The organism is Muriicola jejuensis, assembly GCF_010671595.1.
Taxonomy (GTDB): domain Bacteria; phylum Bacteroidota; class Bacteroidia; order Flavobacteriales; family Flavobacteriaceae; genus Muriicola; species Muriicola jejuensis.
In genome coordinates this window covers 945,550-958,324 of record NZ_JAABOP010000001.1, presented here as the reverse complement: position 1 = coordinate 958,324, position 12,775 = coordinate 945,550, and the positions used below count along the sequence as shown (strand labels likewise).

At 47.1% G+C, this 12,775-nt stretch carries 12 protein-coding genes and 2 tRNA genes; 12 read left to right on the top strand and 2 right to left on the bottom strand.

Annotated features, from left to right (window positions below; all coding sequences use genetic code 11):
• The first annotated feature begins 114 nt into the window (after positions 1-114).
• The 8 genes from rseP (at position 115) to GWK09_RS04240 (ending at position 5,978) form a co-directional block, all read left to right on the top strand.
• Entirely contained in the window at positions 115-1,467 is a 1,353-nt protein-coding gene (gene rseP, locus GWK09_RS04275; protein ID WP_163691761.1) for an RIP metalloprotease RseP, read from the top strand.
• Between the two features lie 72 nt (positions 1,468-1,539).
• Positions 1,540-1,616, top strand: a tRNA-Asn gene (locus GWK09_RS04270).
• Between the two features lie 296 nt (positions 1,617-1,912).
• Positions 1,913-2,206: a GIY-YIG nuclease family protein gene (locus tag GWK09_RS04265; RefSeq protein ID WP_163691760.1), complete on the top strand. Its 294-nt coding sequence runs from the start codon at positions 1,913-1,915 to the stop codon at positions 2,204-2,206.
• Positions 2,207-2,389: 183 nt separating this feature from the next.
• Positions 2,390-2,863, top strand: coding sequence for a cupin domain-containing protein (locus GWK09_RS04260; RefSeq protein WP_163691759.1), 474 nt, complete (start codon positions 2,390-2,392; stop codon positions 2,861-2,863).
• Positions 2,864-2,930: 67 nt separating this feature from the next.
• Entirely contained in the window at positions 2,931-3,155 is a 225-nt protein-coding gene (locus GWK09_RS04255) for a YgaP family membrane protein (protein WP_163691758.1), read from the top strand.
• Positions 3,156-3,293: 138 nt separating this feature from the next.
• A complete protein-coding gene (locus GWK09_RS04250) occupies positions 3,294-3,926 on the top strand; it encodes a class I SAM-dependent methyltransferase (RefSeq protein WP_163691757.1) in 633 nt (210 codons plus the stop codon).
• 260 nt (positions 3,927-4,186) lie between these two features.
• Positions 4,187-5,524, top strand: coding sequence for a vanadium-dependent haloperoxidase (locus GWK09_RS04245; protein ID WP_283401221.1), 1,338 nt, complete (start codon positions 4,187-4,189; stop codon positions 5,522-5,524).
• Between the two features lie 109 nt (positions 5,525-5,633).
• The gene (locus GWK09_RS04240) at positions 5,634-5,978 is read left to right on the top strand and encodes a hypothetical protein (RefSeq protein WP_163691755.1); all 345 of its coding nucleotides are present in this window, start codon (positions 5,634-5,636) and stop codon (positions 5,976-5,978) included.
• 95 nt (positions 5,979-6,073) lie between these two features.
• On the opposite strand, the gene GWK09_RS04235 is transcribed toward GWK09_RS04240, so the two are convergent.
• Both GWK09_RS04235 and GWK09_RS04230 read right to left on the bottom strand, forming a co-directional pair.
• On the bottom strand, positions 6,074-7,174 hold the full coding sequence (locus tag GWK09_RS04235; protein ID WP_163691754.1) for a CNNM domain-containing protein: 1,101 nt from the start codon (positions 7,172-7,174) through the stop codon (positions 6,074-6,076).
• Positions 7,175-7,594: 420 nt separating this feature from the next.
• Entirely contained in the window at positions 7,595-10,861 is a 3,267-nt protein-coding gene (locus GWK09_RS04230) for a WD40/YVTN/BNR-like repeat-containing protein (RefSeq protein WP_163691753.1), read from the bottom strand.
• Between the two features lie 177 nt (positions 10,862-11,038).
• On the opposite strand from GWK09_RS04230, the gene GWK09_RS04225 reads away from it, so the two are divergent.
• The 4 genes from GWK09_RS04225 (at position 11,039) to GWK09_RS04210 (ending at position 12,535) form a co-directional block, all read left to right on the top strand.
• Positions 11,039-11,620: a DUF3575 domain-containing protein gene (locus GWK09_RS04225; RefSeq protein WP_163691752.1), complete on the top strand. Its 582-nt coding sequence runs from the start codon at positions 11,039-11,041 to the stop codon at positions 11,618-11,620.
• 155 nt (positions 11,621-11,775) lie between these two features.
• Positions 11,776-12,060 carry a GIY-YIG nuclease family protein gene (locus tag GWK09_RS04220; RefSeq protein WP_163691751.1) on the top strand — a complete coding sequence of 95 codons (285 nt, stop codon included), beginning with the start codon at positions 11,776-11,778 and terminating at the stop codon, positions 12,058-12,060.
• Between the two features lie 101 nt (positions 12,061-12,161).
• Positions 12,162-12,446 carry a GIY-YIG nuclease family protein gene (locus GWK09_RS04215; RefSeq protein WP_163691750.1) on the top strand — a complete coding sequence of 95 codons (285 nt, stop codon included), beginning with the start codon at positions 12,162-12,164 and terminating at the stop codon, positions 12,444-12,446.
• A gap of 17 nt (positions 12,447-12,463) precedes the next feature.
• Positions 12,464-12,535 (top strand) — tRNA-Arg (locus GWK09_RS04210).
• The last annotated feature ends 240 nt before the right edge of the window (positions 12,536-12,775 follow it).

Genomic DNA, 12,775 nt, shown 5'->3' with positions numbered 1-12,775 from the left:
AAACTTCGGGGAGACCTGGGCTGCTAAAACTTTCATAAAAAAACGGACCCCGCTGGGAGTTTCTTTTTATAAGACTATGGGAAAACGTACTTTTGTGGGTCTAATACGATTTTAATGAATCCCATCGTCATACAGACCATACAATTCTTTATGAGCCTTTCCCTGCTCATCATCCTGCACGAGCTTGGCCATTTCATCCCTGCCAAGATCTTCAAGACCCGGGTTGAGAAGTTCTATCTCTTTTTCGACATTAAATTCTCCCTCTTTAAAAAGAAGATCGGGGAGACGGTCTACGGAATAGGGTGGCTGCCTCTTGGTGGTTATGTAAAGATCTCCGGGATGATCGATGAGAGCATGGACAAGGAACAAATGCAACAGCCTCCGAAACCCTGGGAATTCAGAAGCAAGCCCTCCTGGCAGCGACTGATCATCATGCTTGGCGGTGTCACGGTCAATTTTATCCTCGCCGTGGTCATCTACATAGGGATGGCATATGCCTATGGGGAACAATTCATACCCATGGATAGCCTGAAGGGTGGTGTATGGGTCAAAGAGGAGAACATTGGAAATAAGCTTGGGATACAGACAGGAGATAAAATCCTCGCGGTAGATGGAAATACGGTAGAGACTTTTGACGGACTTTTCCTGGAGATAGTCAATGGAAATTCCATCACCATTGAACGCGATGGGGAGGTCATAGAAAAGGAGATCCCCATCGATTTCATTGCCACCTTACTGGAGGATGAAGAGAAGGTCCGTTTTCTGAGCCCGAGAATACCGTTTGTGATCGGTGCAATTTCAGAGAATTCCGCGAACAAGGATTCCGGTTTACAGGTAAAGGACAAGGTAATTGAAATAGGGGAAGATCCAATCTTCTATTGGGATGAGGCAAAAAGTATCCTCGGGAAATATGCTGGGCAGGAAACGGTATTGACCGTTGAAAGAGAAGGAAGGAAACAAGAGATACCAGTGATCATTAGTGATTCAGCAACTATAGGGGTTGCCTCCGGAATCCAAACCTTTAACGATTTAGACGAGGAAGGTTATATCAGGTTAGAGACAAAAAAATACTCCCTGGCCCAATCTATCCCGGCGGGGATAGACAAAGGGGTGACCACGCTTACCGGGTATGTAAAGCAACTTAAAAAGATATTTAATCCCGAGACCGGTGCTTATAAGGGGGTAGGCGGATTTGCCGCTATAGGCAGCATGTTCCCCGACTCCTGGAACTGGGCCGCATTCTGGAATACCACGGCCCTGATCTCCATCATCTTGGCCTTCATGAATATTTTGCCTATCCCGGCCCTTGATGGGGGGCACGTGATGTTCCTGCTCTACGAGATGGTCTCAGGCAGGAAACCCAGTGATAAGTTCATGGAGTACGCACAGATGACCGGCTTTTTCCTGTTGATCGCCCTCTTGTTGTTCGCCAATGGAAATGACATTTACAAGGCCATTGTGAAATAGAAAATATTGATCCGTTCTATTGGGGGATTTGAAAGAATGCGCTATATTTGCCCCCTCTAAAACAGGAATTATTCCTCCTTAGCTCAGTTGGTTAGAGCATCTGACTGTTAATCAGAGGGTCGCTGGTTCGAGCCCAGCAGGGGGAGCCAGGAAGTAGAGCGGAGCTCACTTCCTGGCGGTAAAGTGAACGAAGTTCTACTTTTCCGCCAAAAGAGTTAAGCCATCTGATATTAGATGGCTTTTTTTTATAGATGCTGGGTGAGAAAATTAACCACACCTTTAACCTTTAGCTCAGCAGGGGGAACCAAGTAGTAGAGCGGAGCTCACTTCCTGGCTGTGAAGTGAGCTTGCTCTACTTCACAGCCATCTAAAATTAAACCCATGAATTTTCATGGGTTTTTCTTTTTCTGCATAATTCATTCAGATACTGGTCGTATTTTTCGACATGGTACTGCCTTATTGCGTCTATGTGCTGTACAGTAAGAAGGATGGATTATTGTATCACGGATTCACGACCAACCTGGAAAAAAGGGTGATAGATCACAATTTGGGAAGAACAATTAGCACTTCAAAACGTAGACCCTTACAGCTAATTTATTGTGAATTCTTTCTGTACAAATCAGATGCGGTGAGGCGAGAAAAATATTTTAAAACTTCCCAAGGAAAAAGAATGCTCAAATTGATTATGAGAAGAACTCTTTCAAAACTGGGTTACAAACATGTTATAATTGGAAATTGAAGGTTTAAAGTCAAAGCCATCCACATCAGTGGGTGGCTTTTTTAGTAAGGAAAATGGGGTACTCAATCTTTATGCGGAACGCGACTCCCTCCAAGTGGACTATATTTTCTCCTATGTTTATGTAACTATTTCGGTGTTCATGTGGCAGATTTTGTTCTAAATTAGGGCCAAATCACCGTACACATGAAAACTTTGATAACCGTCTTGTTCACTATTATCCCTGTGGTTTTCTGGGCTCAAAGCGCAGATTACGTCGTGACCTCCTATTTGGAAGAGGGAATGAAGGCACCCAATACCCATTATATAGGGGAAGCCTGGTTAAACTCTTTGTTGAGGGCCGATGACGATTTTGCGTACAACATTACTAAAGCTACATTCAAGGCTAATTCAACCCTCGACTGGCATAAACACGCTTCTCCGCAGATACTGATTTACGTGGAAGGTGAAGGATATTATCAGGAAAGGGGAAAAGAACCCATTATACTCAAAAAAGGGGATGTGATCAGATGCGAAAAAGACACTGAGCACTGGCATTCATCAACAAAACAAAGCGATGTGACCTATCTGGCGCTCTATGGCGGAAACGAACCCACTACCTGGACCGGGGTGCTGACTCAGGAAGAGTACGATAAGGTTGCAGAAAAGTTAAGGGATTAAAGAGGGAAATATCCCATTACGACTTTTGCTGGGATTTTGTAATTTACATGGACCAAAAACCAGCAAAATGAAAAACAACCATGCTAAAGTCAGGGCACACGATGCCATCGTAGGGGTATTGTATCTAATCAGTGCGGGGTTGACACTCTACACCCAAAACCTCAATTTTCTTTGGATCGCAGTGGCCGTTGGAGGATTACAGATCCTCAGTCCCCTTACGAAATTTTGTCCGGTCTATTTTGTCCTGAATAAGATGATGCCGGATACAGAGCCTCTTCAGGACGGGAAATAATTTTCGGACGTACTCTTTTTGTACGTCATCGGAATACATCGCATTCATAGTTGTTCAGGAAACGGACTAATGAACCTCGTGTCGTCTGAAAGAATTAAGATGTGGATGGCAAACTGATGTTTCAGGAGAACTGAAAAGATGAATAACTTCGATCGAAAAGCCCACTGGGAGCGGGTCTATCAGACTAAAGAACTCAAGGATGCAGGCTGGTATCAGCCCGTTCCTAAAACCTCCCTGGATTTCATAGAAGCCATAAAGCTTCCCCTTGACTCCAGGATCATAGACATTGGGGGAGGGGACAGTTTGCTGGTCGACCACTTGCTTAAATTGGGTTACCGGGACGTCACCATCCTCGATATCTCGGAAACTGCCATTGAAAGGGCTAAAGCACGCCTCGGAGACCTGTCAGGTATGGTAAAATGGGTGGTCTCTGACGTCTCCAACTTCAGGCCATCGGGCGTATTCGACTTTTGGCATGACCGGGCGACCTTCCATTTCTTGACGGATAAAAGTGAGATCTCGAATTATGTGGAGACCGCACGGCAATCTATCCGGCCTGAAGGCATCCTGTTTATAGGCACCTTCTCAGATCGAGGTCCAAAAAGCTGCAGTGGAATCGAGATCAGACAGTATTCGGCTCTTAGCATGTCAGAACTTTTCAAGAAGTATTTCAAAAATATCCAGTGCTTTACGGTAGACCATAAGACGCCCTCCGGTAATTTGCAGAATTATGTATTCTGTGGATTTAAGAGATTGAAAGAAAATCCCTAAGATTTACAAAAGAAGATGGGATGGATGCTCCTGCTTCCATTGTACTTTAAATGATATATATCATTTTTTAAACCTCCTGAAATTGAGGAAATTTACAGGCCAGGCAAAAGAACAGAATTTGTAAATTTATTTCCTCAATGTGAATTATGAGATCAAAAAACCTAACCGTACTTTTTTTATTTCTCCTCATTTTATCCTGTGATACTGCCAATAAGAGTAAGTCAATCACTGGTCTGCCTGATCCTGTGGGGGAAAACAATGTGGCATACTACTGGGGAAAAGTGGCCCTGGAGGCCACAGCCAGGGACACCGAACGCTTTTTGCCACGTCCAACGATCACCTCCCGATACCTGGGCCTGATCTTTACGGCGGTCTTTGATGCCTGGGCCACCTATGATGAGAAGGCAAAACCGGTTTATCTGGAAAACATACCAAAACGGGAGGGTTCCTTAAGGGACAAGGAGATCGCGATCTCCTATGCGGCCTATTACGCCATGAAGGAATATTATTTCAGTGACTCCCTCTACTTTAAGGAACGAATGAAAGATCTTGGGTTGGATCCGGAAGTAAAGGACCTGGATCAGGGTTCACCCGCCGGTGTTGGGTACCTCGCCGCCAAGGCGGTCATTGAGAGTCGCAAAGGGGATGGCGCCAACCAGTACGGAGAGGAAGCGGAAGGCAACCCACCCTATTTCGACTATACCGGATACCAGCCGGTAAATTCCGTGGACGACAACAGTGATATCAACCGCTGGCAGCCCAAGTATTTTATCAGCCTGGAAGGAGAACGCTACGCCCCCGGATGTCTGACTCCTTACTGGCAGGAGGTCGAACCCATGACCTTGGAATCGGCAGATCAGTTCAGGTCTCCACCCCCTCCTTTATATGGCTCCGAGCAACTACAGAAGGAGGTGGAGGAAGTGGTCGCCATGCAGGCCAACCTCACGGTTGAACAGAAAGCCCTTGTAGAATTTATGAGGGACGGACCCAAATCGGTACAGCAGGCCGGGCACTGGCTGGTCTTCGCCCAGGAAATTTCCAAGATGGATGAGCACGACCTGGACGAGGACGTGAAGATGTACTTCCTCAATCAAATAACCGCCATGGATGCCTTCATCGCTTCCTGGGATTCCAAGATGCATTACGATTACGCAAGGCCCTATGCGCTTGTTCATGAGTATTTCAAGGGGAAAACCATAGATGGATGGGCCGGATACGAGCAGGGGTGGACCCAGATGAAAGGAGAACAGTGGAGGCCGTATTCACCTGATTCTTTCCTTTGTCCTCCATTTCCGAGCTACGTTTCCGGGCACAGCACGGTAAGTGGGGCTTGTGCAGAGGCTTTGAGGCTTTACAGAGGATCGGACACTTTTGAAGTCAGGGTACCCTTTGTCGCCGGATCCTATACGGAACCTGAGTCAGAATGGAAGGAGGTAGAACTGTATTTTCCCACCCTGACGGAGACTGCGAATATGGCAGGGATTTCCAGGGTCCTGGGCGGATATCACATCCAGGCTGATAATTTGGAAGGCCTGGCCCTGGGACGGAACGTGGCCCACCAGGCTTTTGAGTTCTACAAGGAACACATAGGGGAGTAGGCCTAATGGAGGTGTGAGGTGATTTTTATTGCTTTTTATCAATTCTGTAAAGAAGTTGGGAATTATTCTTTAACTTGTTATCTTTCAAAAGAAATTAAACCAATTAAACATGAAAACGATTACCAGCGAAATAAACCAGTACTGGGTCCATTTCCAGTCCGGAGGAAGTGATAAAAGCAAAGTTTATCCCCGGGCCCTGGTCAAGTGCTATCACGATGATGATTTTGTCGTTCAGGTCAATTTCTACCCGGATGGGAAGGTTCCGGAAAACCACTACGATAAAAGGAACAAATTAGTGTACCTGAGGTATCCACTCTCCATGTATCCGAATGTGATCGATCTGTTGAGATACGAGAAACCCATTTACTTCAGCTACAATATAGAATTGAAACTCGGCTATGTCCGCACCGGAAAAGAGCCTATAGGCGAAGGTGGGGCAGACGCGGATTTTTAGTAGAAGATATAAGTTTTCAAAATAATTATAAGAGTCGTAGGCGTACGGCTCTTTTTTTATTTCTGGCGAAGTCTTGGAGGTAGCGTCTGAGTAACTTATTCTATGATCCCCGTCTTTTTGGCCCGCTCTTCCCAGTTGCGGCGTGCCAGAAGCTGCAGGTCCTCCACATTGTCACTTTCGTCCATGATCTCAAGTCCCAGCAGGGTCTCTATGACGTCCTCCATGGTCACCAACCCGCTTACCGAACCGTATTCGTCCACGACCAGGGCTATGTGTTCCCGTTTCCGGATAAAGTTCTCGAACAATTGAGGAATGGGGGTGTCCCTTTTGGTAATGAGGATGTCCCTTCTGATATCCCCCAGCGTCAGTTTCCCATTGTCATTGATGATCTCTTCCATGACATTGTCCTTGAGGACAAAACCCGTTATGATATCTACTGATTCCCCATATATCGGGATCCTCGAGAACCTGAGATGTGGGTTGTTCTCGAAAAATTCTTCTATCGTCTGCTCCTCCGGAGCGATCTTCATTACCGCCCTCGGGGTCATGATGTCCTTGGCCAGGATCTCGTCGAACTGCAGCAGGTTCTTGATCACCTTGGATTCCGATCTCTCGAAAACCCCTTCCTCTTCGGCCATATCTGCCATGACCGTGAAGTCCTCCCTGCTGAGGATGCTTCCTTTATGATCTTTACCAATGAGTCTTGTAAATAGCTGAAGGGTCCACATTAGTCCGGTTACCTGCAGGGTCCACACCATAGCCCTGAGGATCTGGGTGGAAATGCCTGCCAAAGCTTTCCAGTAATTCGCCCCGATGGTCTTGGGAATGATCTCCGAGGCGACCAGGATCAGGATGGTCATGACCGTAGAGACGATCCCGACCATGAGGTCTTCGGTAAATGCGAATCCCATTACAGTGTGACTACGCTCCCCATAGAGGTCGGCGTATGCCACCTTTGCCTGTACACCTACCAGGATGGCCCCTACGGTGTGGGCCACGGTATTGAGGGTGAGTATGGCGATCAGGGGTTTGTCTATATCTTCCTTGAGTTCTTCCAGGGCGATGGCATAACTCCTCTTGGCCTTCTTTTTAAGGTTGATGAAGGTAGGGGTCACACTCAGCAGCACTGCTTCCAGGATGGAACACATGAAGGAGAAGAAGATGGCCAGGAAAGCGTAGAAAAGTAGTAAGCCCATGAAGCGTAATTCTCAGGCGAAGATACGATAAATTCAAAAAGCTTTGCCCGTAGAAGTGAGCTATAGGTCAAGGGAACTTACCGATACTTTAAGGATATTGGACGCGAACTGTCCATTTTTTACCTCTCGACCAAATACCGGATTTACCCTATCTGAGGGAAGGCGCGATTCATTTACCCAAAAAACAGCTGGGTTCATCCAAATTTGGAATGAACGAAAAGATCGGGTTTTATTTTGGACGCTTCAAATACACTAGTATGAATCTTAAACTTAACCCCATAGAGGTGGCGAGGTTCCTGATCTGTGTGGGGATCGCCTGGATCGCGTGGATGACGCAATATCACACGGGAGTTATTTTTTAACGCAGTATAAAAAAAGCGCTGCCATCCGGCAGCGCTTTGTATTTCATAACCCGGGAATTCAATCAATACCCTGCCCCAGGATATAGGGGGCTCCCATAGCCTTTAATTCACTTTCCAGCTGCGGAATAACGGTATTCCCTATATTACCGATCTCCGTGTAAAGGGAGGCCATCATGGTCTTTGCGATCCCGAGACTTTGCTTGTGGAGGGGCGTTGGGCCATAGGTCGTTGAAAGTCCGCGTCTGGCCACACTCAGATGATCCCCCGCGGTGGGAGGATTTCTTTCTCCTATCTCGTCTTTCGATTTGTTTCCTTCCAGCTTCTCTTCAAATGCGAATAGTTTTTGTTGCAGGTCGTGGAGTTTGGAAGCCATGGTACCTGGCGCTGCGGGGGTCCGGTTAAGGGCCACTTGCATCGCCTTTACCTTGTCCATACTCCTCTCCAAAACATCCGAAACCATATTCTCTTGGGTTGAGACCTCATTATAAGCGGAGATGTATGCATTGTAATCCTCATAGGAAACCCCTTTAAGGGTACTTTCGAACAAGGGTTCTACTTTAAAGGTGATGGGCCCATCGAGTTGGGTGACCACCCCATCCACCTCCTTGGAGAGGGTGGCTGTATAAGTGCCTGGCATAGCCAAGGGTCCAGAATTCCACCAGGAATTCCCGCCTCCGGATTCCTGTCCCGGCCTGATGGCCCTGCTGCTCGGGTGTCTCAGGTCCCAGGCAACCCTGTTCAGGCCTTTTTTAGAAGTGCCTTCCACATTGCGGATCACGTTGTTCCTTTCATCCCGGATGGTGATCCAGATTTTGGGATCTGCCTCCCGCCTCTCTTCTTCCAGGGCATCCCAGCCTGGGAAGGGAATAGAGGCATTCCTTTTTTCGAGTTCCTTTTCACGGTCCTTTCGCTCCTTGGTCATAGAGGTGAAACCTTCTGCCAGGGAATAGGTGAACCAGGCTCCAAAATCGGGGTTTTCGGCAAAGTAATAATCAGCGCCGGTATTTCCGACCACATCTTTGGGGACATACCAGGGGGCAGTCCTCGTGGAATACAGGGATCCTTCTTTTTTCAGGGTTGCATCGGTCATCTCTCTGAGGGCACTGTAGTCGTCCAGCACAAAAAATCCACGGCCAAAAGAGGCTCCTACCAGGTCATTCATTCCTTTATGGATAGTGAGGTCCCTGAAGGAGATCGTAGGCGCTCCAGGCACTTTATGCCAGTTCACTCCTCCATTCATGGAAGTGTAGAGCCCTTTTTCAGTACCCAGGAATAGCAGGTCTTTTTTGACGTGATCCTGTACCAATCTCCATATCAGGGTATTGTCTGGCAGATCCCCTTTGATGGACCTCCAGGTAGCTCCCTTGTCTGTACTTTTATAGAGGTAAGTTGAAAAGTCGCCTTCTTTGTGATTGTCCAGTGCAACATACACCGTATTCTCGTCAAATAGGTCTGCTTTGATGTCATTGACAAAGGAACTGGAAGGCAGACCGAAGCTGGTGACAGGGATACGGTTCCAACTGCCTCCACCATCGGAAGTCACCTGAATAAAACCATCATCCGTTCCGGCATAGATTACGCCTTCACGGACAGGGGATTCCGAGAGAGAGGTGATCGTATTGTAATTAGACATGGCCCCTACGTCCCAGGCATTGTCCCAGCTCTGCTGTTTACCCATGATGGGGAGGGTGATCCGCTCCTCGTTTCGGGTGAGGTCTCCGGAGATGGGGGTCCAGCTGTCTCCCCTGTCCTCTGATTTCCATACCCGGTAGGAAGCGAAATAAAGGCGTGAAGGTTTGTGCGGACTCACCAGAATGGGGGCATCCCAATTAAAGCGCTCATGAGGTTCGCCAGCTCTTGGCTGTGGCTGAATAAAAACCCGGTCCCCTGTGATCAGGTCCACACGGTGCAGCCCCCCCTGCTGGGTCTCTGCATAGATGATGTGATTGTGCACGGGGTCGGTGGCCGACTGGTGACCGTCTGCCCCGAGGGTCTTGTACCAGTGGGCATTGCGGATTCCCTGTCTTTCATCCGTACGGGATGGCCCTCCTGCAGAACCATTATCCTGGGTTCCCCCGAAGATATGGTAGAAAGGTTTCTGGTTATTGACCGCCACCTTATAGAATTGGGTAAGAGGCAGGTTTTTGATATAGCGCCAGGTCTTTGCCAGGTCGAAACTTTCGTAGATCCCAGCATCCGTACCTACGAGCAGGTAATCCGGATCATCCGGTCTGAAGGCGATCGCATGGTTATCCGAGTGTTTTTCATCTTCTTGTAACTCGGCAAAGGTCTTACCCCCGTCATCGGAAGTAAGGATGCGTACGTTCATAAGGTAGAGCCGGTCGAAAGCGTGTGGACTTGCGTACAGTTCCTGATAGTAATGCGGACCGGTACCTCCGGAGACGGTATTCGACATCTTTTTCCAGGAAGCGCCCCTGTCCTCAGAGCGGTAGACAGCCCCTTTTGTGCGATCAAGTTCGATGGCTGCATAGACCACATCGGGATGCTGAGGAGAAATGGCGATCCCGATCTTTCCCATATTGGAATTGGGAAGGCCCGAACTCAATTTTTCCCACGTTTCACCCCCGTCCTCAGAACGGTGCAGGCCAGAATCGGGCCCACCGCCCATAAGGGCTGCCACGGTTCGGTGCCGCTGCCAGGTTGCAGCGTAGATCCGGTCTGGATCCCTGGGGTCTAGCATGATATCGGTGACCCCGGTCCATTCATTACCACCCAGGACTTTTTTCCAGGTAGAGCCTCCGTCAACGGATTTGTACAATCCCCGTTCACCCCCCTTGCTCCATAACGGCCCCTGGGCTGCCACCCAGATCACGTCCGGATTTTCCGGGTGAACGATGATCTCGGAAATATGCTCTGAAGATTTAAGGCCCATGTTTTTCCAGCTGCTGCCACCATCTTCACTTTTATATACTCCATCTCCCCAGGCCACATGACGCCCACCGACGTTTTCCCCGGTTCCCACCCAGATGGTGGAAGGGTTGTTAGCGTCTATGGTCAGGCAGCCGATGGAATAAGTAGATTCCTTGTCAAAAATCGGGGTCCATGTAGTACCAGCGTTTTCGGTTTTCCAGACCCCTCCGGAACCGACGGCCACATACCAGATATTGGGATCGTCTGGGTGAATGGCGATGTCTGCGATCCTTCCGGACAGAAAGGCCGGCCCAACGTTTCTGAGCTTAAGCCCATCAAGGGAGAGTTTGTTTTCCCTGGTTTCAGAGGGAGTTGTTCCTCCTCTGTTTCTTTGTGAAAAGGCGAAGGAAGCGATCAAGACGAAAATCAGTGAGAAGAGGATTCTTTTTTTCATGGATAGTGTATTTGAGTTGTAATTTCAGGAAGGTCAAAATACGATAAAATTGGGAATAATGTGACAGATACTAACGAGAAAGATGGCGGTAAATGAGGCTCGATTCACTGCTTTATATCGATAATAAACAATGATGTTCACCAGAATAGATATATTTAAGACGCGAGAAAGAAGTATATGAAGATCAGGAAAATATTTAGGACCGGTTGCCTGTTGTGTATACTGATCACGGGGATCTCACCTCTCAGGGCCCAAACGGAATTAAAATTCAATGCGGCCTCAGCCCTCCTCCTGATGCCCAATGTGGGAATAGAGGTTCCGATCTCGCAGCGCTTTAGTTTTCAAATGGACCTGTCCGGTTCCTTCTGGGATTCTTTTGACGGTAAACCTCTGCAATTCACACAGGCTTTCGGGGAGGTACGATATTATGGTAAGGACGGGATAAAGGGCTTTTTCTTTGGAGGAAATGTCGGTTTTGGAATGTTTACCCTGACCAAGTATGGATACGATGAAGATGTATACCAATCGGGGCGAAATTACTATATAGGGGCCAGTATTGGATACAAAAAAAGACTTTCGGACCGATGGGCCCTTGAACTTTTTTTGGGAGGGGGGACTTCACAGGCCACCTACCGCGCTTACAGTCAGGAAACCCGCATGCGGATAGACATCCCTTTGGACGAGGAAAGGAATTACAACAAGAGTGGGGAGTGGATCCCTTATCGGGGCGGACTCATGATCGTTTACAGGCTTCTTTAAAATAGATGCTTTTTCATTCAAAAAGTATTCATAAATTTGCATCCCCATTATGGCCTCATAGCCTGCCTGCCGTCAGGCAGGTTCAACGGATAGCCCCGATAGCTATCGGGGGAAGTTTCCAAAGATTTTCAGAAGCGACTTCAACCCAATCATAGATGCATTTTGTATATATTATCCATTCTACTATTGATGGATCATATTATATTGGTGAGTCCTCCAATGTAAGTCAGAGGCTTCTTTTGCATAATTCGAAGGAATTGAATATTGGCAAGAGCAGATTGAAAATGCCATGGGAATTATTTTTTGTTTTGGAAACAGAAAATAGAACGGTCGCACTTAAAATTGAAATGCATATTAAACGGATGAAGAGCAGGAAGTATATTCAGGATTTAAAAAAATATCCTGAAATTGGACAAAAACTTCTTAAAAAGTATTCATAAATTTGCATCCCCATAATGGCCTCATAGTTCAACGGATAGCCCCGATAGCTATCGGGGGAAGTTTCCAAAGATTTTCAGAAGCGACTTCAACTCAATCATAGATGCATTTTGTATATATTATCCATTCTACTATTGATGGATCATATTATATTGGTGAGTCCTCCAATGTAAGTCAGAGGCTTCTTTTGCATAATTCGAAGGAATTGAATATTGGCAAGAGCAGATTGAAAATGCCATGGGAATTATTTTTTGTTTTGGAAACAGAAAATAGAACGGTCGCACTTAAAATTGAAAAGCATATTAAACGGATGAAGAGTAGGAAGTATATTCAGGATTTAAAAAAATATCCTGAAATTGGACAAAAACTTCTTAAAAAGTATTCATAAATTTGCATCCCCATTACGGCCTCATAGTTCAACGGATAGAATAGAAGTTTCCTAAACTTTAGATCCAGGTTCGATTCCTGGTGAGGCTACAGATAAGCACAAAAGGCCTTTGCGATGAGCAAAGGCCTTTATTTTTGAAACCGCCCACGGAAAACTGGTTTTCCAGTGGTGCGGGACAAAAATAAACCCCAACTGCGGAAGCAGTTGGTCTTTTGTATTTTCAGAATGAGACTTTCTCAGGAACAGCGCCCCTGAAGCAGAGCGTAGCTCGCTACAGGGGCTAGCTAATCTTGGTGAGGTAGGAGTGGGCTAAAAATAAACCCAACTGC